The organism is Rhodoferax sp. (assembly GCF_010365055.1).
Classification (GTDB): domain Bacteria; phylum Pseudomonadota; class Gammaproteobacteria; order Burkholderiales; family Burkholderiaceae_C; genus Rhodoferax.
Genome location: NZ_JAAFHA010000020.1, coordinates 24,371 through 47,770 on the forward strand (window position 1 = coordinate 24,371; position 23,400 = coordinate 47,770).

Sequence of the window (23,400 nt, forward strand, 5' to 3'; positions counted from 1 at the left end):
ACTTCCGATGTTGACGAGCTACCGTTTTAGTCGTGGCGCCAACCCTGTTTATTACAGTTTTCTTTGATAAATTTATCTGCCAAGTTGCAGGTGCTCTTGGGCCCGCCCGCCTATGTGCGTGAAAGCAACGATTGACGGCGTCCGCCATGGCTTTGCTTTGCTGCTCGGTGCCGTGGGCATGGCGATTCTGACCGGCGGGGATCCATGGTTGGAGTCTCGAGTTTGGCAGTGGCTTCCAGAAGCGTGGATCAATTCGACCACAGGTATTTGAGAACACTGCTTCCTGGCGCCAAAAGAGAAATTCAACACTTGCCGTGGTTGACGCGATTGACTACGCTCTCTCCTGCCATCCGGTACCTTTTCAAAATTGACCATTTCACGCGCCACTGCTGCGCTCAATGAGGGAGGCAACATGCTTGAGGGAATTTCCACCAACCGCCTGTGCGAAAGCTCGGCCACCAGCTTGGTGGCGGCTGGCAAGGCTTTTGTGATCCGTTACTACTCTCGTACCACCAAGCAGCCGGAGAAGCAACTTCGCCCGAAAGAGGCCGCGGAGATGGCGCGCGCGGGGTTGCAGATGGCTGTCGTCTACCAGGACCGTGCCCGGCTCACCGAAGATTTCAATCTGGCACGCGGCCAGCTTGATGGGGCCAGCGCCTTTGCCAGTGCCGGGCAGATCGGCCAGCCCGCCAGCAGCGCGATCTACTTCGCGGTCGATGTCGATTTCAACGCAGCGCAGATCAAAACGTTCGTGCTGCCGTATTTCAAGGGCGTGCGCGCTGCGCTGGACGCGGCGTCTGGCGGGGTTTCACACTACAGGCTGGGCGTCTATGGGTCGGGTCTGACGTGCCGACTGCTGAAGAAAGCCGGCCTGGTGGAGTTCACCTGGCTCGCCGAAGCGACCGGATGGGCCGAATCAAAAACGTATACGGCCTGGGATATCAAACAATTCGTCACCAACCAGGACCTTTGCAGTATTGGCAACGGCTGGCAGCGTTGTACCGCGAAACCGGCATTCGGCCAGTTCCAGCCAGCCGGTTTTGAAGTGAAGGCAGGCGAAGGCGAACTGATGAGAGTCAGTGCGACCCAGCTGAACCTGCGCTTTGTGCCGACCGCCGACGCCAACACGCCGCTCGCGACCTTGCCCCATGGGACGCTGTTGCGGGTGCTCGGCGTGTCGGTGCCTGGGTGGGTGCGGGTGCGGGTGGTCCTGAATGGCGCCACCTTCATTGGCCACGTGAACGCGAGTTTCCTCGAAGCCGTCTCTGGGCCGCCGCCAGCGCCGGCGCAGAGCCCGCAAATCCCGGCGGTGCATTGGAAGGAAGACAACCGCTCGGCCACGCGCCAATCGACCGGCGGCTTGGCTTCTCCAATGGGCGAAGTCGGCCGGCCGACCCGTGATCCGAATGCTGTAGCGACCTTGCGAGCACAACAGCTCGCCATGATTGGTGATTGGCTGGACGTTGAACACAGCGCTCGCTATGCGCGCCGGGACGGCTTGACCTTCTGCAACGTCTACGCGGTCGACCACTGCTATCTTGCGGCGGCTTACCTGCCGCGCGTGTGGTGGACCGGCCCGGCCATCGCGAGGATGGCTGCGGGCCAGGCCGTCACCGCGGCCTACGCAGACACAGTGCGCGAGATGCGGGCCGACGACCTGTACCGTTGGCTGATCGACTACGGCACGATGTTCGGTTGGCGCCGCGTGTCAGACGCAACGGCACTTCAGGGCACGGCAAACGGCGGCGGGATTGGCATCATCTGCGCTGACCGCGCTGCCGAGGGCCGTCCTGGGCACATCACCGTCGTTGTGCCTGAGGGCACTGGCAACATCGCTCAACGCGACGCTGCGGGCAATGTCGATCAGCCGCTGCAAAGCCAAGCGGGCGCCGTCAACAAGCGATTTGGAAGCGCGGGCCGCAACTGGTGGCTCAAAGCTGAATTCCTTGACCACGTGTTCTTCGCGCATGACTGAAGGCTGCGACGTCTCTATCCTGTCCCGAGTGGCGCTCCTGGAACCCTGGCGCCGGACTCGTTCGGCTGTGCCTCATTGGCGAAATGCTTTCCAATTGACCCAAGGCCACGTCATCAAAACGCTATGACATGTTTTTAACAAGTCAATAGGGTAAACCCCTTAATTTAGCAATTATGATTGCAGCGCACAAATCCTCCTCCAGTTCACCAGGAGGGGTTGATGATCACCAGCGGAGTCTCCCCTATGCGTACGTATTTCCTGGCGCCGACACAGCCCAACGTCGGCCTTACCTCGGTTTCACTCGGTCTCTTGCGGGCATTGCAGCGACGCGGACTCAAGGTGGCGTTTGTCAAACCCATCACCAAAGGCACGCCCGAGACCGAAGCGTCGGTGCTGTTCGCACGCAGCATCTGCCACCTGCAGAACACGCCCGATCCCTTGCCCATGAGTCTGGTGACCAAACGCGTGACCAGCGGCCAGAGCGATGAACTGCTCGAAGACATTGTCAGCCTGGCCTCGTCCTGCACCCAGGAGGCCGATGTGCTGGTGGTCGAAGGCGTCCATGCGGATCCGAGCCGGGTTTTCCTGCCACGCCTGTCAGGCCACATCGCCCGCAGCCTGCAGGCGGATGTGGTCCTGGTGGCCAGCGCCGCGAACGCGCACGGTATCGCCGAAACCAACTACCTGATTGCCCAGATCCGCATTGTCGGTCGCAATGTGGTGGGCGTCATCTTCAACCGGGCAGCCGCAGATTTTGATGAAGCCGCGGCCGCCCAGCAATTGGACAACGTGCCCATCTGGGGGGTGGTCAAAGAGAATCCTGCGCTGTCGGCGCCGCGCATGATTGACGTGGCCCGCCACATGGGCGCTGAGGTGATGATTGAGGGCGAGATCGCGACCCGGCGCATGCTGGAAACCGTTCTTTGCGCACGTTCGGTGGCCGAAGTCGTGCCGCGCCTCAAACCCGGCACCCTGGTGGTCAGTGCGGGTGACCGCGACGACGTGATCCTGGCCACGGCACTGGCGGCCAGCAACGGGGTGGAGCTGGCCGGCCTGATGCTGACGCACCACAGCTTCATCAGCCCGCGGATCGAACGCTTTGCCGCGCTCGCCTTGCACAGCGGCCTGCCGGTGCTGCGCACCCATGGCGACAGTTATGAGACCGCGGCCCGCATCAGCCGCTTGCCACTGGCGGTGCCGCAGGACGATCTGGCCCGGATGGACACCGTGATTGACAGTGTGGCTGAACAGCTGCATGGGGATGTTATTTGTTCGGGATTGGAGCGTGCCGCGCCAACGCGCATGTCGCCGCCGGCCTTTCGCCATCAGCTGATTCAAAAGGCGCGGGCCGCCAACAAGCGCATCGTCCTGCCCGAAGGTGACGAACCCCGCACGATCCGCGCCGCCGTCATCTGCACCGAAAAAGGCATCGCGCGCTGCGTGCTGCTGGGCAAACGCAAGGTGATCGAGTCGGTGGCTGACGCGCTGGGTATCGAGTTGCCAAAGGGACTTGAGATATTGGAACCCGGTCTGATTGTCGAACGCTACGTGGCACCGTTGGTGGAGCTGCGCAAGAGCAAGGGAGTGACGCCGGTGCAAGCCCGTGCAGCGCTGGAAGACACCGTCGTGCTCGGTACCATGATGCTGGCGGTCGACGAAGTCGATGGCCTGGTCAGCGGCGCGGTGCACACCACGGCCAGCACGGTGCGCCCCGCGCTTCAGTTGATCAAGACGGCGCCGGGTTCATCGATCGTGTCATCCTGCTTCTTCATGTTGATGCCCGAGCAGGTGCTGGTTTACGCCGACTGCGCGATTAACCCAAATCCAACGGCGCAAGAGCTGGCCGACATTGCCAAGCAGAGCGCCGACAGCGCACTGGCCTTCGGCATCGAACCCAAAGTCGCAATGATCAGCTACAGCACCGGAGAATCCGGATCGGGTGACGATGTTGAGAAGGTCCGCGCTGCCACGGCGCTGGCCAAGGCCCGCTGGCCGGAGTTGGTCATCGACGGCCCGATGCAGTACGACGCGGCCGCCGTGCGTGAGGTCGGCGAGCAGAAGGCGCCGGGCAGTACGGTCGCGGGGCAGGCAACGGTTTTCATCTTCCCCGACCTGAATACGGGCAACACCACCTACAAGGCGGTTCAACGCTCGGCCAACGTCGTGTCAGTTGGCCCCATGCTGCAGGGCCTGCGCAAGCCGGTGAATGATTTGTCTCGCGGCGCACGGGTCGATGACATCGTCTTTACCATCGCACTGACCGCGATCCAGGCAGAGTCGATGGCGCAGGCTTGAGTCGGAGATACGATGGTTTACCAGAGCGCTGGATGGCAGTGGAGCCCATCAGACCAGCGCTTGTCACCTGGTGCGAGCTTGGGCACGTCTTTGTTGCTTACGCCAATGACTGGCTGACCAAGCATAGATTGCGATGTTGACCACAACGACAGTGGCAGCAAGCACGAACTGAACCTCTCGGTTCAGGCCAGCAGGATAAATGATGCCGAGCAGGTAGTGCTCGACAAAGCTTTCCGCGTAGCCCGAATCACCGGCTCTGACGCGAAGATCGTTCTCGAGATAGGTGAGAGGGCATATGCGACCCGTCATCTCCACGAAGAATGCCCAAGCAGCCACGGGAAGATGAACAAGTGGAATCCAGCGCCACCGCGCAGCGAGCGCCCCACCGAAAATGGCAAACAAGATGAATGACAGGTGGAGCAGAAGTACGCCATCGGCGGCAATGCGAAAGTACATGTGAACTCCGATCTTCTGACGCGAGCATACAGTTCGATGTTGGCATGACAGCTGTTAGTTCCTGCGGCCATATCCGCCCGTCACGTCAGGGTCCAGGCCGGTCATGCCGACATAAACGCACTGCTTTCCGGTCAAGTAATCAGGATTGCCTTTTTTGAACCGGCTTTCATTCAGAACGTCCTTCGACAGTTCAATGACGTAAACGTGGTAGTGACGGGCCATGTGGCAGTCTGGTGCGGGTGGTGTGCAGTTTGGTACAGCAGTTTACGCGTGCAGACTTTGACGCTTCACAAAATAATCCACCTAAAGGCAAGTCCAAAGGCCGGCTGCCACGCGGCAATATTGGCCTGCGCCCCTCACTCAACGAGCGTCCTCATCAGGTGTCGAATTTGTGTTTGTAGTTGCAGCGCAAACCGCGTAGGATTACATGGCGTGGATTGATTAACTCTTGGGAGCAATACGATGAGCAACCATGTCTACAAGACGCTTGAACTGACCGGTTCTTCCGGCGTCGGTATTGAAGATGCCGTGAGCAACGCTATCGCCAAGGCGCATGAGACGGTGAGGAACATCCAGTGGTTCACCATCACCGAAACCCGGGGCCATGTGGTGGATGGCAAGGTGGCGCACTGGCAGGTTTCCCTGAAGATCGGATTTACCCTGGAATAACTGCCCGCACGAGGGCTTGGAGGGGTGGCATGTACAAACGAATCTTGCTGGCTTACGACGGCTCTGCCCCGGGGCAACAGGCCCTGCTCGATTGCCATGACATCGCGCAGTGGAGCCAGTCTGAGTTGACTCTTATTGCGGTGATGCCGCTGACCCTGACCGTCATCGGCCCCGAGAGCGGTGTGTATGACGAGTCGCTTCAGGAAGGCGAGAAAGGCCGCTATCAGGCGATTCTCGACGCAGGTGTGCGCAAGCTGGCTGATGCCGGGCTGGCCGCCCGCGGCGAAGTGGTCGTCGGGGATGCCGTGACTGAGATTGCGCGTTGCGCCCGTCGGATCGAGGCCGACCTGATCGTGGTGGGTCACAAGCATTTGGACGGGTGGGCAGCACGCTGGTGGCGGGGCTCCGTCTCCAAGGCCCTGATCGAACACGCCTCCTGTAGCGTGCTGGTGGTCATCACGCGTTAAAGGGGGCGCTGTCGCACTCTAGACGACCTATGGTTTACCAACTCCACTACTGGCCCAGCATCCAGGGGCGCGGCGAATTTGTCCGCCTTGCGCTTGAAGCGGCCGGCGCCTCTTATGTCGATGTCGCCCGTGGGGACGCCTCAAACGGCCAGGGCCTGCCCGCCTTGTTCCACTGCCTGCAAGATGAGTCCGTCGCGCGGCCGCCGTTTGCCTGCCCGGTGCTGGTGGACGGCAAGCGGATGATCGGCCAGACCGCCGCCATCCTGCTGTACCTAGGACCGCGCCTCAAGCTGGTAGCCACCAGCGAGGCCGACCGCGTGTGGACGCATCAGATCCAGCTCACCATCGCCGATGCGGTGGACGAGGCGCACAACACGCACCACCCGGTGGGCGCTGGTCTGTATTACGAAGACCAGAAGAGGGAAGCGGCCCGGGCCGCAAAGGAGTTTCGCACCCAACGCATTCCAAAGTTTCTTGGCTGGCTGGAGACCGTGCTGGCGCGCAACCCCAAAGGCGACAAGCATCTGGTGGGCGCGCGATTGAGCTATGCCGACCTGTCGCTGTTCCAGCTGGTGGCAGGCCTGCGCTATGCTTTCCCCAAGGCAACGCAGCGGGTCCTGATGAAAACGCCGCTGGTGTTGGGCCTGCACGAGCGTGTTTCACAACATCACCGCGTAGCGGCTTACGTGCGCAGCGAACGCCGAATTCCCTTCAACGAGGAGGGCATCTTCCGACACTACGCCGAACTGGATGGCTGAGGCCAGGGTGTCAAATCGCTGAGACTTTTGGTCGTCGGCGGTGAAGGCAGCGGCGCTGCCTTTTTGAATGGCTGTGAAGCTGCCATGCAGGCTGGCATCCGGGGGGCGGGATCAGCCAATGTTGATAGACTTGTTCGGATGACAGAAACCGCAAAGCAACATTCCCCCATGATGGCCCAGTATTTAGGCCTCAAAGCAGACTACCCCGACACGCTGTTGCTGTACCGCATGGGCGACTTCTACGAGCTGTTTTTTGCCGACGCTGAAAAGGCCGCGCGCCTGCTCAACATCACCCTCACGCAGCGCGGCCAGAGCGCCGGAGAACCCGTGGTCATGGCCGGGGTGCCGTTTCATTCCCTGGAAACCTATCTGGCCCGACTCATCAAATTGGGCGAATCGGTGGCGATTTGCGAACAGATCGGCGAGGTCACCGGCAAAGGCCCGGTGGAGCGCAAGGTGGTGCGCGTCGTCACCCCGGGCACGCTGACCGACCTGGAACTGCTGAGCGACAAATCCGAGTCGATGCTGCTGGCGGTGCAGCAGGGTCCGCGCAACACTTGTGGCCTGGCCTGGCTCAGCGTGACGCAGGGCGAAGTGCACTTGGCCGAATGCGCGGCGGACGACCTGGCGCAGTGGGTGCTGCGCATCGCACCCGGCGAGGTCATTTTCAGCGCCGGTGCGACGCCCGCCTTTGAGGCGCGCCTGCGTAGCGCGCTGGTCTCGGGCGCGGTGTCGGTCAGTGTGCGGCCCGACTGGCAATTTGACACAAAACTCGGCGAACAAAAGCTGCTGGCGCAGCTGCAGGCCGCCAGCCTGGCACCTTGGCAGGCGCAAGATCTGCCGCAGGCCCACGCCGCCGCCGCCGCCCTCCTGGCTTATGCAGAGCACACGCAAGGCCGGGCGCTGACCCACATCCAGAGCGTGCGCGTGCAACGCAGCGACGAGTTGATCGACCTGCCACCCACCACCCGGCGCAACCTGGAGCTGACGCAGACCCTGCGCGGCGAAGAGCAACCCACGCTTTTTTCTCTGCTGGACACCTGCATGACCGGCATGGGCAGTCGCCTACTGAAAAACTGGTTGCTTGAACCCCGGCGCGACCGTGGCGAAGCGCAGCAACGGTTGAACGCTATCGCCGCCCTGCAAGGCGGTGACGCACTCACGTCGCGTGCGGGCGTCTGGCGCCAGCTGCGCGAACAACTCAAGGGCAGCACCGACGTGGAGCGCATCACCGCCCGCATCGCGCTGCGCCAGGTGCGCCCCAGGGAGCTCGTCGCACTCCAGCTGACACTGCAAAAAACAGAGCTACTAAACCATACTACACGAGGGCTAGAGGCCTATTTGTCTCAAATTTCAGGCCATTTACAGGCACCCGACGCTTGTGCGGCCTTGTTGGCCCGTGCCATTGACCCCGAGCCCGCCGTGCTGGTGCGCGATGGCGGCGTGGTCGCCAGCGGCTTTGACGCAGAGCTGGACGAACTGCGCGCCATTCAAACCAATTGCGACGGCTTCTTGCTCGACTTGGAAGTGCGCGAGAAAGCCCGCACCGGCATTGCGAACTTGCGCGTGCAGTTCAACAAGGTGCACGGTTTCTTCATTGAGGTCACGCAAGGGCAAGTCGACAAAGTGCCCGACGACTACCGGCGCCGCCAGACGCTGAAAAACGCCGAGCGCTTCATCACCCCCGAACTGAAAGCGTTTGAGGACAAGGCCCTGAGCGCGCAGGAGCGCGCGCTGGCGCGTGAAAAATGGCTGTACGAGCAGGTGCTGGACCAGCTGCAAGTGTTTGTGCCCGCCCTCACGCGGGTGGCCCGCGCCCTGGCCACGTTGGACGCGCTGTGCGCGCTGACCGAGCGCGCCCTCACGCTGGACTGGTGCGCCCCGCAGTTCGTCAAGGAACCGTGTCTGGACATTACGCAGGGTCGTCATCCGGTGGTGCAGGCCCGCCTGGCCGAGACCACCAGTGGTGCCTTCATCGCCAATGACACGCACATGGGCCCGAAGCAGCGCATGCAAATCATCACTGGCCCCAACATGGGCGGCAAGTCGACCTACATGCGCCAGATCGCCGTCATCGTGCTGCTCGCCAGCATGGGCAGCTACGTGCCCGCCAGCGCCTGCCGATTGGGACCGATCGACGCCATCCACACTCGCATCGGCGCCGCCGACGACCTGGCCAACGCCCAGTCCACCTTCATGCTCGAGATGCTGGAAGCTGCGCAGATACTGCATGCCGCCACGCCCAACTCACTGGTGCTGATGGACGAGATTGGCCGGGGCACCAGCACTTTTGACGGCCTGGCCTTGGCCAGCGCCATTGCCACCCAGTTGCACGACAAAACGCAGGCCTACACGCTGTTTGCCACCCACTACTTTGAGCTGACCGAGTTCCCGGCCCAGCACCACGGCGCCATCAACGTGCATGTGAGCGCGGCCGAGGCGGGCCGTGACATCGTGTTTTTGCACGAAATTCAGCCGGGCCCTGCCAGCAAGAGCTATGGCATCCAGGTCGCACGGCTGGCCGGTATGCCGGCGACGGTGGTGAATCAGGCGCGCCAGACCCTGGCCGCGCTGGAATCACAAGCCACCCAAAATCAGGCCCAGGTGGACTTGTTCGCCGCGCCGCTGGTGACGGAAACAGCAGCTGCCAGCGCCTTGGATGCCGCCGTTGCCGCGTTGAATCCTGATAACTTGAGCCCGCGCGAGGCGCTGGAGGCGCTGTACCAACTGAAGAAGTTGGCGTCTGGCACGACGTGACCGACTTCACGGGACCAGACGGCGCTGCCTCGCCCTACACTCTCGTTTTATTCATGCCATTCACGCTGACACCATGACCTATTGCGTCGCCATCAAACTCAACGCCGGGCTGGTTTTTCTGTCCGACTCGCGCACCAACGCCGGCTTGGATCAGATCAACACCTTTCGCAAAATGATCGTCTACGAGCGGCCGGACGACCGCTTCATGGTGCTGCTGTCCGCCGGCAACCTGAGCATTTCGCAGTCAGTGCGCGAAATTCTTCAGGTGGAGCAACTCAAGGAGCATGCCGAAAGTGAGCCCATCACCATCTGGAACGCCAAAAGCATGTTTGATGCCGCGCGCGTGCTGGGCGCAACCATTCGACATGTGTATGAACGCGATGCGATTGCGCTCAAGCAGACGGGCGTTGACTTCAATGTGTCGCTGATTTTTGGCGGGCAAATCAAGGGTGAAGGCATGCGCCTGTTTCAGGTCTATTCGGCCGGCAACTTCATTGAAGCCACGCCCGAGACACCCTACTTTCAGGCCGGCGAGTCCAAATACGGCAAGCCGGTGCTGGACCGGGTCATCACGCCCCATACGCCGCTGGACGAGGCCGCCAAGTGCGCCCTGGTGTCCATGGACTCCACGCTCAAGTCGAATTTGTCGGTGGGTTTGCCGCTGGACCTGGTGGTCTATGAAGCCAACCAATTCCAGACCGACAAGGTGGTGTGCATCGATGAAGACAACCCCTATTTCAGAATGATGCACAACAGCTGGGGGAAAAAACTGCGCGAGGTGTTTGACAGCATTGAAGACCCGATGTGGAACGGAGAACAGACTGACGTGCCGCTGATGCAGCAGTCTGACCGCAACCAAGCTCTGAAAAAAATAACAACGCCCCAAGAAAAATTAATCTGATGATCTTCTCGCACGCCAACAGTTTCGCCGCCAGCACCTATGGTGTTTTGTTCAAAAGTCTCAGATCACGCGGTTTCAAGGTCAACGCGATCGAGAAATTTGGCCATAACACCCAGTACCCGGTCACCAACAACTGGCCGCACCTGGTCCAGCAACTCGTTGACTTCACGCAGGCGCAGGTTGACAAGACGGCGGAGCCCGCTTTCCTGGTCGGTCATTCACTCGGTGGATTTCTCAGCCTGATGGCCGCCGCGCGAGCCCCCCAGCTGGTGCGCGGTGTGTTGCTGGTGGACGCACCCATTTTGGGCGGCTGGCGCGCCACCACACTGGGCGTCATTAAAAACACACCGCTCGTCGGATCGTTTTCGCCGGGTGCCGTCAGCCGCAAACGTCGCAACAGTTGGCCCAACCAGCAGGCGGCGCTCGATCACTTTCGCGGCAAGAAGGCGTTTGCCAAGTGGGATCCGCAGGTGCTGCAGGACTACATCGCCCATGGCACCCACGACGAGGGCCACGGAAGCGACAAGAAACGCGTATTAAGCTTTGATCGCGAGGTCGAAACTGCTATTTACAACACCCTGCCGCACAATCTGGACGCCCTGCTCAAACGCCATCCGGTCAAATGCCCGGTAGCCTTCATCGGTGGCATCAACTCGGTCGAGATGAAACAGGTCGGCATGGCCATGACGGAAAAAATATGCAAGGGCCGCATCATGATGCTCGACGGCAGCCACCTGTTTCCCATGGAAAAGCCAATCGCCGCGGCGGCGGCGATTGAAGCGGCGTTGTTGAACCTGCAAAGCCTGGCCTGAGCAGGCCTGGGCCCCATCGCCCAACCCTTAAGCAGCCCAGGTGACCGCGCCGCTCCAGGCGGTGGCCAGCACCACCACGCCAAAAACAATGCGGTACCAGGCAAACGGCACAAAGTCGTGGGTAGACACGTAGCGAATCAGCCAGCGAATGCACAGCAGCGCAGCGAAAAACGCCGTCACCGTGCCCACCGCGAACATCGGCAAGTCGTCCCAGCGCAACAGCTCGCGCTGCTTCCACACGGAATAGGCACCCGCCCCCATCAGGGTCGGAATCCCCAGGTAGAAGCTGAATTCAGTGGCGGCCTTGCGCGACAGCCCCAGCACCAGGCCGCCGATGATGGTGGCCCCGCTGCGGCTGGTGCCCGGAATCAGCGCCAGGCATTGCAGCAGCCCGACCTTGAGCGCATCGAGGTAACTCATTTCATCCACCGTTTCGACACGGGCGTGACGCTTACCCGCCAGGTCCAGCGCCCCGTAGAGACGGCGATGGCGGTGCTCCACGGCGAGGATGATGAGCCCGCCCGCGATGAAGGCCAGCGCCACCGGCACCGGGCGAAACAGGTGGGCCTTGATGACGGCCCCGAAACTCAGACCCAGCACCACCGCTGGCATGAACGCGATCAGCACATTGAGCGCGAAGCGCTGCGCCACCGGGTCATGCGTGATCCCGAGCACGGTGCGGCGCAAGCGCTCGCGGTATTCCCACATGACTGAGAACATGGCGCCGGTCTGGATCGCAATCTCGAAAACCTTGGCCTTTTCGCCGGTGAAGTCCAGCAGCGACCCTGCAAGAATCAGGTGACCGGTGGATGAAATGGGCAGAAATTCCGTCAGCCCCTCGACGATGCCCATGAGGGCGGCTTTGATCAGCAATACGATGTCCAAGCGAACTCCTTGAAAGAGCCGCGATTATCACTGCATGACCTGCGGACACGGTCGGCAACGCTGACAAGTTCGTGGGATGATGTTGGCAACGCAAATCATGGCACTGAACATGTCTGAATCCCTGGCTCTGTTTTCCCTCCCCCTGTTTCCACTTTCGACGGTGCTCTATCCGGGCGGCACGCTGCCGCTGCGAATTTTTGAAGTGCGTTATCTCGACATGATCGGCAAATGCCACAAGACCGGCGCCCCTTTTGGCGTGGTCGCGCTGACTCAGGGCGCCGAGGTGCGCAAGGCCGACGCAGGCGCAGCCACCAGCGACGGCTTTGCGCTGGAGCTGTTTCATGCGGTGGGCACCTTGGCCACAATCACCGAGTTCACCATCCCCCAGCCGGGCTTGATGGTGATTCGCTGCACCGGCCTGCAGCGCTTTCGCATGACCCACCAAGAGCGGTTGAAACACGGCTTGTGGGTTGCCAACGTCACGCCGCTGGCCAACGACCTGGTGGTCAAAATACCCGATGATCTGCAAGTCGTCGCCGTGGCTTTGGACAATCTCATCAACACCCTGCGCACGCGCGGGGCGCCGCTGGCGCAAATGCCGGTGCAACCACCCTATCAATTTGATGACTGCGGCTGGGTTGCCAACCGCTGGTGTGAGTTGCTGCCCATGCCGCTGGAGCACAAACAGCGCCTGATGGAACTCGACAACCCGCTGGTTCGGCTGGAACTGGTCAGCGATCTTCTGGAACGCAGCGGCATCGCGACTTGAAAGATTGAACTGATCCTTAAATTCATGGCATTCCGCCAGGTCAAGCGGACATAGCCCTTCTTGGCGGACAAGTTCCCGATGTCTTGTCGTACTGAGTCTTTCGCCAACAATTTAACAATCGGTTACGTAACAAATGACTATGTTTCCTACCGCACAGAAAGTCACGGCAAGCACGCGTAGACTGTTCACAGGGATGTAGTACATGTCTAAGAGCAATCCAAATTTTGGCGTTTCCAATCATGCGGCTGAACAGGCTCAGCACGGCCGTGGACTGAACCCAGATCACGGTCCGGACTTGGCCGCGCGGCAATTCCAATCGCTGCTGGCCGTCTGGCCAAAACGCGTCGCCGTGTTGCCCTAGCGCCGGACCCACGCATGAAGATCGGCACCAAAGAGCGGTTTGTCACGGGCACGGGGCTCGCGATCATTACCCTTATTGCGGCGATGATCTGGTGGACCTACTCGGAAGTCGAGGACGCGAATCGCCAGCGCCGCGTGACGACTGAGATCGGACATGGGGTCACCGAGCTGAGGCTGCTCACCTTCGAGTACGACCAACACCACAATGAGCGGGCTCGGGTGCAGTGGATGGAGGTGTCAGACCACGTCGACCAGCTGATCGCAAACGCCCGGTTCCGCAAGCCCGCCCAAAGCAAAATCCTCGCCACCTTGCGGGAAAAAAGGGCGGCAGGGCTGCGCCTCTTCACCGAGATCACCGCAGCAGAGCTTGCAGGCCGCGCGGACGCCCCATTGGACGAGGCAGGTCAGCGACATGAGGCGCAACTGCTGAGCCAACTGATGGTCTACCAGCAGGAGAACTTCGCCGACGCACTGCGCCTGACCGATCTTGCGACGCAGCGCATCATGGACGCCGAATGGCGGGTGATGATTGCAATCCTCGCGGGACTCACCTTGATCGCGTCCATCATTGTGGCCGCCTCATGGTTTTTGCGACGCGGCGTGCTGGTGCCGATCGCCGAACTTCAGCAGGCGACGCGACAGGTGGGCGCGGGCAATTGGAATTTTGTTCTTGACATACGCGCCAACGACGAGATCGGTGAACTATCCAGAAATTTCGGCGCCATGACCCAGTCACTGCAGGCGTCGTTTTCGCAGGTCGAGCGCAGCAACCAGGATCTCGCGGCATTGAACAAGGAACTCGAAGCATTCAGCTATTCCGTGTCCCACGATTTGCGCGGACCGCTGCGCAGCATGGACGGCTTCTCACTGGTGCTGATTGAGGACTACGGCGACAAACTGGACGACGAAGGCAAGGATGCCCTGCAGCGCATCCGTGCGGCGAGCCAGCGCATGGGCAACCTCATTGACGACTTGCTCCGCTTGTCCCAGGTGACACGGGCCGAGCTCAACGTGACGCGGGTCGACATCAGCGCGATCGCGCGGGACATCTCCGATGCGCTGGACCGGGAGCAACCCGATCGGTCGACAAAATGGGAAATTCAGCCTGGCTTGAGCGTCCACGCTGACCTGGCGCTCACGCGAATCGCCATGCAAAACCTGCTCCAGAACGCCTGGAAATTTACCGGCAAGTCCGGGAACCCGGTGATTCGCGTTGGCGCCCTCGAACGCGACGCGAAAACGATATTTTTCGTCGCCGACAACGGCGTCGGTTTCGACATGGCGCACGCGACCAATCTCTTCGGCGCCTTCCAGCGGCTGCACCACGTTGAGGATTTCCCCGGCACCGGAATCGGTCTGGCGATCGTCCAGCGGATCATCCGGCGGCACGACGGAAAACTATGGGCCGAGGCGAAGGAAGGCGAAGGTGCGACATTCTTTTTCACTTTGAAGGAGTCTGGAAATGGATCAAATGAACAAGACAATCTTGCTGGTTGAAGACAATCCGGACGACGTGAAGCTGACCCTGCGCGCGTTCAAACGCAACAACATGCTGAACCCGATCATCGTGGCGCGGGACGGCGTTGAAGCGCTCGATTTCCTGTTTGCGCGGGGTGCCTACGCCGAGCGCGCCAGCAAGTCATTGCCGACGCTGATCATTCTCGACCTGAAACTTCCCAAGCTTGACGGCCTTGGCGTACTCAAGGCGATCCGCGCCGACGTGCAAACCCGGCTCATTCCGGTGGTCGTCATGACGTCATCCAAAGAGGAGCAGGACCTGATCCAGAGTTACTCCCTGGGGGCGAACAGTTACGTGCGCAAGCCCGTCAACTTTGCCGAATTCCTGGAGGCGGTGAGAGTTCTTGGCATCTATTGGATGATGACGAATCAACCGCCGCCGGAGCGCAACGCCGCATGAACAAGTCGATCAAAGTCCTCATCGTCGAGGACTCCGAAGACGACACCAAGCTGGCGCTGCGGGTGCTCCAACGCGGCGGGTTTGACCCGACGCACCGGCGCGTCCAGACAGCGGCGGCACTGGAAACCGCGCTGGCGCAGGAGCACTGGGACGCGATCCTCTCGGATTTCAGCATGCCGAGCTTCACCGGCCTGGATGCGCTCGAAATTTTCCGCTCCACCGGTCTCGACATTCCGTTCATTCTCATTTCGGGCACCATCGGCGAGGAAGCCGCCGTGAATGCGATGAAGGCCGGCGCCAGCGACTACGTGATGAAGAAGAGCCTGGCGCGGCTCGCTCCGGCGCTGAAACGCGAACTCAAAGACACGCAAATGCGCGCAGCCCATCGCCACGCTCAAGAGGCGCTGACCGACAGCGAAAACCGATTCCGGCAGATGGCGGAAAACATCCGCGACGTGTTCTTCCTCATGAATTCGGATGGTGATCGCATCTTGTATGTGAGCCCAGCCTACGAAGATATCTGGGGTCTCAGCTGCGCGAGTCTCTACGCAAATTCAGAAGCCTGGATCGAGAAAATACATACGGATGACCGGCCATCGACCTACCAGAAATTCAAGGAAGGTATGGCAGCGGGCACGTTCGAATTGGAGTTCCGGATCGTACGACCGGATGGCCCGATTCGCTGGATCGAGGTGAGGGGGTTTCCAGTTCGCGATGAATTCGGCACGCTTGTCCGCATGACCGGCATCGCCTCGGACATTACCGAACGCAAGGAGGCTGAAAACAGGATCGCCCACTTGAACCGCGTCTATGCCATGCTGAGCGGCATCAATACGCTGATCGTGCGCGTGCGCGACCGTGACACGCTGTTCAAGGAGGCCTGCCGGATTGCGGTCGAGGCAGGCGGCTTTCGAATGGCCATGGTCGCCATCGTCCATCACAGCTCGACAACGATCGTCCCGGTCGCAACGGCGGGCAAGGATGAGGCGCTCATGACTGTCATTAGCAATACCTTGTCGTCGAGCGAAGATGCGCCCAAAACCATGAGCGCGCGGGCAATCCGGGACAAGAAGGCCGTCGTGTCCAACGCTGCACAAAACGACCCCCAGGTCTTATTCAGCGCGCAATACGTCAAAGCCGGCGTCTGCTCGATCGCCGTGTTCCCCTTGATTGTCTCGGACGAAGCGGTGGGCGTGCTCGCGCTGTACGCCAGCGAGACTGAATTTTTCAAGGAAGAGGAGTTGAAGCTGCTATCGGAATTGGCCGGCGACGTCGCGTTCGGGATTGATAACATTGAGAAGCAGGAGCGGCTTACTTACCTCGCCTACTACGACGTGCTCACCGGGCTGGCCAACCGCGGTCTTTTTCTGGAACGGGTGGCGCAGTCCATGCGCAGCGCTGTCAGCGCCGGGAACAAGCTTGCCTTGTTTCTGATTGACCTGGAGCGGTTCAAAAACATCAACGACAGCCTGGGCCGACCGGCCGGCGACGCGCTGTTACGACTGGTGGCGCAGTGGCTGACGAGCAAGGTGGGCGACGCCAACCTGTTGGCACGCGTCGGCGCGGATCTGTTTGCCGTGGTGCTGCCGGAAGTCAAGCAGGATGGTGACGTGGCGCGGGCGCTTGAGAAATTGATGGCCGCTTTTCTGGAGCAGCCGTTTCGCCTGAATGACGCCGTGTTCCGCATCACCGCCAAGGTCGGCATAGCGCTGTTCCCGCACGACGGCGCTGACACCGACACCTTATTCAAGAATGCCGAGGCCGCCCTCAACAAGGCCAAGGCAAGCGGCGAGCGCTACCTGTTTTACACACAGAAGATGACGGACATGGTGGCCGGCAAGCTGACGCTGGAAAACCAGCTGCGCCAGGCGCTCGACAAAGGTGAATTCGTGCTCCATTACCAGCCCAAGGTGAGCCTGGTGAGCGGCAAGATGACTGGCGCCGAGGCGCTGATTCGGTGGAACGATCCGCGCACGGGCCTGGTGCCACCGGCCCGCTTCATCCCGATCCTCGAAGAAACCGGTTTGATCTACGACGTGGGACGCTGGGCACTGCGCCAGGCCATCGATGACGCGCTGCGCTGGCGCAGCGCGGGGCTGGCCGCCGTGCGCATCGCGGTGAACGTGTCGCCGCTGCAACTGCGCCATCGCGGCTTCATCGACGAGGTCAAACAAGCCATCAGCATTGACGCGCAGGCGGCCACTGGGCTGGAGCTGGAGATCACCGAAAGCCTGCTGATGGAGGACGTCCAGCGCAGTATCGCCAGCCTGCAGGCGATCCGGGACATGGGCGTCAGCCTGGCCATTGACGACTTTGGCACTGGCTTTTCCTCGCTCAGCTACTTGTCAAAATTCCCGGTGAACACGCTGAAGATTGATCGCTCGTTCGTGATCGAAATGACCGATGCGCCCGAAAGTCTGGCGCTGGTGTCGACCATCATCAGCTTGGCGCATGCGCTCAAGCTCAAGGTGGTGGCCGAGGGGGTGGAAACCGAAGAGCAATCGCGCCTGCTGCGGGTGCTGAACTGCGACGAAATCCAGGGCTTTTTGTTCAGCAAACCGGTGCCGAGCGATATTTTCGAAGTGAAGTTTCTGACCCTGCCCTCCTCCCCTTAAGCGCGCAAGCCGGCCGGCACCCAGGCGCTCAGGCGCGCGTTAATGCGATCTTCGTGGCGCTGCCACCAGATGCCCAAGGCCACCAAACCCAGACCCAGGAGCGTCAGCGCAAACGGAAACATCAAACTGTCCTGGAACACCCGGTGCGACAAATAGCCCAGATACCCGGCCACGCCAAACGCCCCCAGTACCGTGAACACCCGCCGCCCAATGGCCGCACCCACAAAAACCAAAAACACATTGAGCAGGGCATAAATGAACTTGCCCAACTCGGAACTGGAATCACGCAGACTCAAACCACACCAGAACATGATGGCGCCAAACAGGTACAGCCAAAACGCATAGTCCTGCCGCCAGGCCGGGTCTTGCGCCTGACGGCAGCGCACGTCCACCCACACCGCCACGGCACAAGTGGCCAGGCCAAACACCAGCGACACATCGCGCGTGAACTGCCAGTTGAAGCCCTGGTTTTGCATCAGGGCGTTGGCCACATCCATGCTCATGTACCAGATCGTCACCGCCACTGGCATCACCATGAACGGCAACCGGTAGCGCCACAGCATCACCACACCGGCGATGAGCGTGGCAAATTCGAGCGTCAGCCAGCGCCAGTTGATGTGCGTGTGATAGGCCGAGTAACGTTCCGGTCCGCCCGGCGGCCACAGCCCCAGCCCTTGCTGCACACACCACACAATCAAGGGCACCAGGCACACAGCCAACGTGGCCAGAATGCCGGCCGGAATGGGTAGCTGGCGGGTCTTCAGGTGGTCAGCCACCTTCAGGCAGGCCGCCAGATACCCCAGGCTGATCGCCAGCAGGCCCCAGGCGCCAAAAGACTGCCAGCCCAAGGTCATGAACAGCGTCATGGCGCCAATGGCCACCATGCCGCCAAAGTAATACAAGGTGTTGGTGAAGCTGAAGCCCGGGCCCGACGCCGCGCGCCCGACCCGCCACCCCTGTGCAGACGCCAGCGCATCCGCCGCCGCACCCGGCGACCAGCGCGACCACAGGCGCTGCGCCTGCGTGCTGGAAATGATGCCGTCCTGCACCGCAGCCTGCAGATCACCCTGCCGAAGTTGCACAGTGTCGATAACTGTGTCGGGGGCCGTGTCAGAAAAATCGTTGGTATTCATAGGGTTTGGTAAGGGAGCGCGCCGGACCAAGGATGGTACTTCAGGGCAATGCGCAGTCTAAAATCATTCGCATGAGCACCCCCACCCCTGCAACACCCCCGGCCCACGCCACCAAAGGCACCACCGCTGCTTCTGAGGCCGTCAAACCCAGCAACTTTTTGCGCCAGATCATCGAGCATGATTTGGCCGCCGGCACCTACGCCCAGCGCCAATGGGGCGGCAGCCCCGGCGACGCCGCCCACCACGCGGCAGGCCAGCCCGATCCGGCCAAGATCCGCACCCGCTTTCCGCCCGAGCCCAATGGCTACCTGCACATCGGCCACGCCAAGAGCATCTGCCTGAACTTTGGCCTGGCGCGCGACTATGGCGGCGTGTGCCACCTGCGCTTTGACGACACCAACCCCGAAAAGGAAGAGCTGGAGTACGTCAACACCATCATGAACTCGGTGCGCTGGCTGGGCTTTGAGTGGAACGGCTCGGCCACCGCCCCCCCCTATCAGGCCAGCGACTACTTCGACTTCATGTACCGCGCGGCCGAGTATTTGATCGAAGCCGGCCACGCCTACGTGGACGAGCAAACCGTGGAGCAAATTCGCATCAACCGGGGCGACTTTGGCAAGCCCGGTGTCAACAGCCCGTTCCGCGCCCGCACCCCGGCCCAGAACCTGGCCCGCTTTCGCGAAATGCGCGACGGCCGGCACGAAGACGGCGCCATGGTGCTGCGCGCCAAGATCGACATGGCCAGCCCGAACATCAACCTGCGCGACCCCGCCATCTACCGCATCCGGCGCGCCACGCACCACAACACCGGCGACAAATGGTGCATCTACCCGATGTACACCTTTGCCCACCCGATTGAAGACGCGCTGGAGAACATCACCCACAGCATCTGCACGCTCGAATTTGAAGACCAGCGCCCGTTTTACGACTGGCTGATGGAGCGCCTGACCGAAGGCGGCCTGCTCAGCGCCCCGCCGCCCAAGCAATACGAATTTGCCCGCCTGAACCTCACCTACGTTGTGACCAGCAAGCGCAAGCTGGCGCAACTGGTGTACGACCACAAGGTCAAGGGCTGGGACGACCCGCGCATGCCCACCATCGTCGGCCTGCGCCGTCGTGGCTACACGCCCGAGGCGATTCAACTGTTTACCGAGCGCATCGGCGTGACCAAGAGCGACAGCTGGATCGACTACAGCACCTTGGAAGGCTGCCTGCGCGAAACGCTGGACGTGTGCGCCCCCCGCGCCATGGCCGTGCTGGACCCTGTCAAGTTGGTGCTCACCAACTGGGACGCCGTCATGGGCGCGGGCACGCTCGACGACTGCTCTGCCCCCCTTCACCCGCACCACCCCGAGCTGGGCAAGCGCAGCTTCAAAATCGGCAAAGAGGTTTGGATTGACCGCACGGACTTTGAAGAGACGCCGCCCAAAGGCTTTTTCAGACTGTTCCCGGGCAACCAGGTACGCCTGAAATACGGCCACGTCATCGAATGCACCAGCTGCAGCAAAGACCTAGAGGGCCGCGTGACCGAGGTACACGCCACGCTGGTGCCCGACACCAAGAGCGGCAGCCCCGGCAGCGACGCCGTCAAGGTCAAAGGCGTCATCACCTGGGTCGCCGTAGCCGACGGCCTGACGGTTGAGGTGCGCCTGTACGACCGCCTGTTTCTGGAAGCCCAGCCCGACGCGGGCGGTAAAGACTTTATCGAAGCGCTCAACCCGAACAGCTTGAGAGTGGTGACGGCGTTTGTGGAACCCTCCCTGGCCAGCGCCCGCGCTGACCAAAAGTTTCAGTTTGAACGGCATGGCTACTTTGTGGCCGACGGGGTGGATCACACGAAGGTGAAGCCGGTGTTTAACTTGGCGGTGGGGTTGAAGGATTCGTGGGGGCGATGAAGTTTCTCTTCAAGCTCGAATAATTGGATACCAAATTTCCGTCGAAAATAACTCAATATTTCACTCATATGGCAACGCAAAATAGATCTACTTTTGAGGTTCTAGAAGACAGCAGAATAAATTGTCTATCGGTAATGACTTCCATGCTCATTCGCGAATACCTTGATATGGCTAAAGATGCCTATTTAAATCGCGGAGGAATTACAGGCCAACGGGAAAAGTTACAAACAACTTCAGCAATCCGAATTCGAAAAAGAATGGTTGATGACATACAACAAGGTGCTGTTCTTCCACCATTGGTTGTTGGAGTTGTACTCACACCAATTGTTTTTAAGAAATTCCGATCCGCCACCAAAAAAATTCAACGGGAGATATTGGATAACACCGAAGCCGACCGCCTATCCATAATTGATGGAATGCAACGCACAACAGCACTCTTCGAAGCATTTAACGAAAAATCTCCTCCACCAGATAGGAAGGTCCGAGTGGAGTTTTGGATAGCAGAAGATACAGGAAGTTTGATTTATCGAATGCTTGTACTCAATACAGGACAAGTACCTTGGAACTTAAGAAGACAAATTGAGGTCGTCTTTAGATCGCTAGTACTCGAGCTGAAATCGTCAATTAAGACCTTAGAGGTGCTGGAAACTACGCAAGCACGACGTCGGTCAAAGGGTGGACAATTTCAAGCCGACGATTTGATTGAACTATTTTTAGTTTTTGGTGCACGGAAGGAAAAAATAGATATCCGCGAACGCTTGGCGGACGAGTTCACGAGACTCGACTTCATGGAAGCGGCTGCAAAGGACGACTTCACAAGGGATTATTGCCAAGCTCTTACGGAATTGGTTTTCTTAGATATGGCATTTGATAAATTTAGAGGAGCGAAGGGCGATCAAGGACGCTTTGTTTCAGGCAAAGATTTATTTTCTAGTCAACCAGCATGTGTAGGATTTATGACTGCGTTGGCTTTAGATATTTTTGGTAGGCCAGGTGTTGTACGTGGAGAATCCGAGCAAAGAAAGAAACTAAGAGCAAATATTGTCAAGCTAACGAATTTAAGAAAAAAACTAGATGTACTTGACGACGAGGCACTTGGAAATTTCCTTTGTTTACAAACACTAAGTGAGTCGCTATCGCGAATAAAGACAAGTCAATCAGTAGGAAATTCAGAACGTGAATTCTTTTTGAATGCCTTCCAAGTGCTATTAGAGGAGGGAGCAGATTTAGTAAGCATGGAGCCATGCTGGCGAGCCTATTGACCTAAATAGCCTCAGTTTTACTATGGCCCGCAAAATGACATTGCTGAACGCGCAGTTTTTTGAAAAACTTAGACGTCTTCTTCCACAAGATCAGCAGCATGAGCAGCCGCGATTAAATCGCTGGCTGAACACCAATGAGATTGAAAAAAACTGGCTCAAAGATGTCAAGTTTGAAACAGATGAAATGTTCCAGTTTGGAGATCATTATCAGCTTGCCATCGCAGTGTTTGCCAATGAGCATTACATTGTCTGCTCTGGACTAAAGCCAGAACTTTTGGAAAGTGATTTTGAATATTGCGAAATTAATACAGGACTGTTTTGCGCCGCAATTGTTGAGTTGAATATAAATCCAATTATTAGCGAAACCACTGGACTGGAACTTGCAGAAAATATATTCATACCAATTGAAAATATTTCTGAAAAAGGAATGGGGTATGACTTAAGTATTGTTACAAAATATTTTCCAGAAATATCAATTTATAAAATTCATTCAAAATCGCCATTTTTTAGTCTAGCGCCTGCATTACAGAGAGTTGGTCTTTTTGTAGTAACAAAATGTTCAGTATTGCAAAGTCTAAATTGGTCGCAAGCAGGGCTAGAAATTGCCCGTGTGGTCTGCACTCTAGAAGTTGATATATTCCCATACGAATTAGTTTTACGAGCAATTACTGAACGAAAGTGGGATCATGCCTTTCTCGAAATTTATCGCTCTATCGAATTTTTGTACCCTTTCCCAAAAATAAATGAACTGAAAAATAAGCTCAAGTTAAGCTTACCCAGCGAAGCAATAAGTGAGATAGTAGAAGACGTCTTGAGTTGGAGGCCTGTTGAAGAAGCAGCTTTGCAAGGACTGCTTAAGAATTTGCCCTTGAATTTGCTCAATGAGTTTAAATTGGCATTTGATAGTGAGGCAAAAATAACTGGCTTCGATAATAAAAAGGCTGCCAGCTTAATTTATAAGTTAAGAAATGATTGCGTCCATTTTCGACCTGTCCAAAAATCATCTAGTCTTCGTTCCAACGTGAACTGGGAGATACTTTTGCCAACAATGCTACATGCAACACATTTTTGTTACGGGAACCAATTAATTTCGTCCACCTAATAAACTCATTGGGGTATCGATGAATAACGGATAACGCATCAAAGAAAATTTATTCAAATGGCTAAATTTCTAAACACCAGCGCGACCAACTATTTCCTTGAAGAGCTGATCAAGGGCGCCTCAGACCGTCTGATCTTGATTAGCCCATTCCTCAAGCTCAACGACCGCATGAAAGAACTGCTGGCGGATAAGAATCGGTTGAAGATCGACGTGCGCATCGTCTATGGCAAAAGCGAGTTGCAGCCGCAGGAAATCGAATGGCTACGGGGCCTGACCTCTTAAAGTCGACACTTCCCACCCCATTTTTCGTTCCTTGGCGGTCCCTGGGCAAATGAAATCAACGAGTTAGGCGAGTTTTTCGGCCGAAATTT

Annotated in this window: 20 protein-coding genes; 16 read left to right on the forward strand and 4 right to left on the reverse strand. The window is 58.8% G+C overall.

Going from position 1 to position 23,400, the window contains the following annotated elements:
• Positions 1-412 precede the first annotated feature (412 nt).
• Both GZ093_RS07135 and pta read left to right on the forward strand, forming a co-directional pair.
• Entirely contained in the window at positions 413-1,975 is a 1,563-nt protein-coding gene (locus GZ093_RS07135; RefSeq protein WP_296484065.1) for a glycoside hydrolase domain-containing protein, read from the forward strand.
• 243 nt (positions 1,976-2,218) lie between these two features.
• Positions 2,219-4,270 carry a phosphate acetyltransferase gene (gene pta / locus GZ093_RS07140; protein WP_296484067.1) on the forward strand — a complete coding sequence of 684 codons (2,052 nt, stop codon included), beginning with the start codon at positions 2,219-2,221 and terminating at the stop codon, positions 4,268-4,270.
• Between the two features lie 63 nt (positions 4,271-4,333).
• Here pta and GZ093_RS07145 read toward each other — a convergent pair whose 3' ends face one another.
• Both GZ093_RS07145 and GZ093_RS07150 read right to left on the reverse strand, forming a co-directional pair.
• Positions 4,334-4,726, reverse strand: coding sequence for a DUF2784 domain-containing protein (locus GZ093_RS07145; protein ID WP_296484070.1), 393 nt, complete (start codon positions 4,724-4,726; stop codon positions 4,334-4,336).
• Positions 4,727-4,780: 54 nt separating this feature from the next.
• A complete protein-coding gene (locus GZ093_RS07150) occupies positions 4,781-4,948 on the reverse strand; it encodes a hypothetical protein (RefSeq protein ID WP_296484124.1) in 168 nt (55 codons plus the stop codon).
• Between the two features lie 240 nt (positions 4,949-5,188).
• On the opposite strand from GZ093_RS07150, the gene GZ093_RS07155 reads away from it, so the two are divergent.
• The 6 genes from GZ093_RS07155 to GZ093_RS07180 all read left to right on the forward strand — a co-directional run bounded on the left by GZ093_RS07155 (position 5,189) and on the right by GZ093_RS07180 (position 11,090).
• Positions 5,189-5,395, forward strand: coding sequence for a dodecin (locus GZ093_RS07155; protein WP_296484071.1), 207 nt, complete (start codon positions 5,189-5,191; stop codon positions 5,393-5,395).
• Positions 5,396-5,424: 29 nt separating this feature from the next.
• Positions 5,425-5,862: a universal stress protein gene (locus tag GZ093_RS07160; RefSeq protein WP_296484074.1), complete on the forward strand. Its 438-nt coding sequence runs from the start codon at positions 5,425-5,427 to the stop codon at positions 5,860-5,862.
• A 29-nt stretch (positions 5,863-5,891) separates the two neighbouring features.
• Positions 5,892-6,620: a glutathione S-transferase gene (locus GZ093_RS07165; protein ID WP_296484077.1), complete on the forward strand. Its 729-nt coding sequence runs from the start codon at positions 5,892-5,894 to the stop codon at positions 6,618-6,620.
• A 138-nt stretch (positions 6,621-6,758) separates the two neighbouring features.
• Positions 6,759-9,377, forward strand: coding sequence for a DNA mismatch repair protein MutS (gene mutS / locus GZ093_RS07170; RefSeq protein ID WP_296484080.1), 2,619 nt, complete (start codon positions 6,759-6,761; stop codon positions 9,375-9,377).
• Between the two features lie 73 nt (positions 9,378-9,450).
• Entirely contained in the window at positions 9,451-10,278 is an 828-nt protein-coding gene (locus GZ093_RS07175) for a proteasome-type protease (protein ID WP_296484083.1), read from the forward strand.
• Positions 10,278-11,090, forward strand: a complete 813-nt coding sequence (locus GZ093_RS07180; protein ID WP_296484086.1) for an alpha/beta hydrolase — start codon at positions 10,278-10,280, stop codon at positions 11,088-11,090. The genes GZ093_RS07175 and GZ093_RS07180 overlap by 1 nt, the downstream gene beginning before the upstream one ends.
• A 27-nt stretch (positions 11,091-11,117) precedes the next feature.
• On the opposite strand, the gene GZ093_RS07185 is transcribed toward GZ093_RS07180, so the two are convergent.
• Positions 11,118-11,975, reverse strand: a complete 858-nt coding sequence (locus GZ093_RS07185; RefSeq protein WP_296484089.1) for an undecaprenyl-diphosphate phosphatase — start codon at positions 11,973-11,975, stop codon at positions 11,118-11,120.
• 109 nt (positions 11,976-12,084) lie between these two features.
• Here GZ093_RS07185 and GZ093_RS07190 point away from each other — a divergent pair, with 109 nt between their 5' ends.
• The 4 genes from GZ093_RS07190 to GZ093_RS07205 all read left to right on the forward strand — a co-directional run bounded on the left by GZ093_RS07190 (position 12,085) and on the right by GZ093_RS07205 (position 17,637).
• Positions 12,085-12,744: an LON peptidase substrate-binding domain-containing protein gene (locus tag GZ093_RS07190; RefSeq protein ID WP_296484092.1), complete on the forward strand. Its 660-nt coding sequence runs from the start codon at positions 12,085-12,087 to the stop codon at positions 12,742-12,744.
• Between the two features lie 375 nt (positions 12,745-13,119).
• The gene (locus GZ093_RS07195; RefSeq protein ID WP_296484093.1) at positions 13,120-14,601 is read left to right on the forward strand and encodes an ATP-binding protein; all 1,482 of its coding nucleotides are present in this window, start codon (positions 13,120-13,122) and stop codon (positions 14,599-14,601) included.
• The gene (locus GZ093_RS07200; protein WP_296484095.1) at positions 14,576-15,022 is read left to right on the forward strand and encodes a response regulator; all 447 of its coding nucleotides are present in this window, start codon (positions 14,576-14,578) and stop codon (positions 15,020-15,022) included. The genes GZ093_RS07195 and GZ093_RS07200 overlap by 26 nt, the downstream gene beginning before the upstream one ends.
• The gene (locus tag GZ093_RS07205) at positions 15,019-17,637 is read left to right on the forward strand and encodes an EAL domain-containing protein (RefSeq protein ID WP_296484098.1); all 2,619 of its coding nucleotides are present in this window, start codon (positions 15,019-15,021) and stop codon (positions 17,635-17,637) included. The genes GZ093_RS07200 and GZ093_RS07205 overlap by 4 nt, the downstream gene beginning before the upstream one ends.
• Here the strand turns inward: GZ093_RS07205 and GZ093_RS07210 are convergent.
• Positions 17,634-18,770, reverse strand: a complete 1,137-nt coding sequence (locus tag GZ093_RS07210) for a DUF2157 domain-containing protein (RefSeq protein ID WP_296484102.1) — start codon at positions 18,768-18,770, stop codon at positions 17,634-17,636. The genes GZ093_RS07205 and GZ093_RS07210 overlap by 4 nt on opposite strands.
• Before the next feature lie 71 nt (positions 18,771-18,841).
• On the opposite strand from GZ093_RS07210, the gene GZ093_RS07215 reads away from it, so the two are divergent.
• The 4 genes from GZ093_RS07215 to GZ093_RS07230 all read left to right on the forward strand — a co-directional run bounded on the left by GZ093_RS07215 (position 18,842) and on the right by GZ093_RS07230 (position 23,311).
• Complete coding sequence (locus GZ093_RS07215; RefSeq protein WP_296484104.1) at positions 18,842-20,665, forward strand: glutamine--tRNA ligase/YqeY domain fusion protein; 1,824 nt, start codon at positions 18,842-18,844, stop codon at positions 20,663-20,665.
• A gap of 143 nt (positions 20,666-20,808) precedes the next feature.
• On the forward strand, positions 20,809-21,927 hold the full coding sequence (locus GZ093_RS07220; protein ID WP_296484108.1) for a hypothetical protein: 1,119 nt from the start codon (positions 20,809-20,811) through the stop codon (positions 21,925-21,927).
• 34 nt (positions 21,928-21,961) lie between these two features.
• On the forward strand, positions 21,962-23,029 hold the full coding sequence (locus tag GZ093_RS07225; protein WP_296484111.1) for a hypothetical protein: 1,068 nt from the start codon (positions 21,962-21,964) through the stop codon (positions 23,027-23,029).
• A gap of 57 nt (positions 23,030-23,086) precedes the next feature.
• Positions 23,087-23,311: a hypothetical protein gene (locus GZ093_RS07230; protein WP_296484114.1), complete on the forward strand. Its 225-nt coding sequence runs from the start codon at positions 23,087-23,089 to the stop codon at positions 23,309-23,311.
• The last annotated feature ends 89 nt before the right edge of the window (positions 23,312-23,400 follow it).

Excerpts from the sequence above, each read along its gene's own strand:
- GZ093_RS07135 (WP_296484065.1), top strand. The coding sequence starts at position 413 with ATGCTTGAGGGAATTTCCACCAACCGCCTGTGCGAAAGCTCGGCCACC.
- pta (WP_296484067.1), top strand. The coding sequence starts at position 2,219 with ATGCGTACGTATTTCCTGGCGCCGACACAGCCCAACGTCGGCCTTACC.
- GZ093_RS07145 (WP_296484070.1), bottom strand. The coding sequence starts at position 4,726 with ATGTACTTTCGCATTGCCGCCGATGGCGTACTTCTGCTCCACCTGTCA.
- GZ093_RS07150 (WP_296484124.1), bottom strand. The coding sequence starts at position 4,948 with ATGGCCCGTCACTACCACGTTTACGTCATTGAACTGTCGAAGGACGTT.
- GZ093_RS07155 (WP_296484071.1), top strand. The coding sequence starts at position 5,189 with ATGAGCAACCATGTCTACAAGACGCTTGAACTGACCGGTTCTTCCGGC.
- GZ093_RS07160 (WP_296484074.1), top strand. The coding sequence starts at position 5,425 with ATGTACAAACGAATCTTGCTGGCTTACGACGGCTCTGCCCCGGGGCAA.
- GZ093_RS07165 (WP_296484077.1), top strand. The coding sequence starts at position 5,892 with ATGGTTTACCAACTCCACTACTGGCCCAGCATCCAGGGGCGCGGCGAA.
- mutS (WP_296484080.1), top strand. The coding sequence starts at position 6,759 with ATGACAGAAACCGCAAAGCAACATTCCCCCATGATGGCCCAGTATTTA.
- GZ093_RS07175 (WP_296484083.1), top strand. The coding sequence starts at position 9,451 with ATGACCTATTGCGTCGCCATCAAACTCAACGCCGGGCTGGTTTTTCTG.
- GZ093_RS07180 (WP_296484086.1), top strand. The coding sequence starts at position 10,278 with ATGATCTTCTCGCACGCCAACAGTTTCGCCGCCAGCACCTATGGTGTT.
- GZ093_RS07190 (WP_296484092.1), top strand. The coding sequence starts at position 12,085 with ATGTCTGAATCCCTGGCTCTGTTTTCCCTCCCCCTGTTTCCACTTTCG.
- GZ093_RS07195 (WP_296484093.1), top strand. The coding sequence starts at position 13,120 with ATGAAGATCGGCACCAAAGAGCGGTTTGTCACGGGCACGGGGCTCGCG.
- GZ093_RS07200 (WP_296484095.1), top strand. The coding sequence starts at position 14,576 with ATGAACAAGACAATCTTGCTGGTTGAAGACAATCCGGACGACGTGAAG.
- GZ093_RS07205 (WP_296484098.1), top strand. The coding sequence starts at position 15,019 with ATGAACAAGTCGATCAAAGTCCTCATCGTCGAGGACTCCGAAGACGAC.
- GZ093_RS07210 (WP_296484102.1), bottom strand. The coding sequence starts at position 18,770 with ATGAATACCAACGATTTTTCTGACACGGCCCCCGACACAGTTATCGAC.
- GZ093_RS07215 (WP_296484104.1), top strand. The coding sequence starts at position 18,842 with ATGAGCACCCCCACCCCTGCAACACCCCCGGCCCACGCCACCAAAGGC.
- GZ093_RS07220 (WP_296484108.1), top strand. The coding sequence starts at position 20,809 with ATGCTCATTCGCGAATACCTTGATATGGCTAAAGATGCCTATTTAAAT.
- GZ093_RS07225 (WP_296484111.1), top strand. The coding sequence starts at position 21,962 with ATGACATTGCTGAACGCGCAGTTTTTTGAAAAACTTAGACGTCTTCTT.
- GZ093_RS07230 (WP_296484114.1), top strand. The coding sequence starts at position 23,087 with ATGGCTAAATTTCTAAACACCAGCGCGACCAACTATTTCCTTGAAGAG.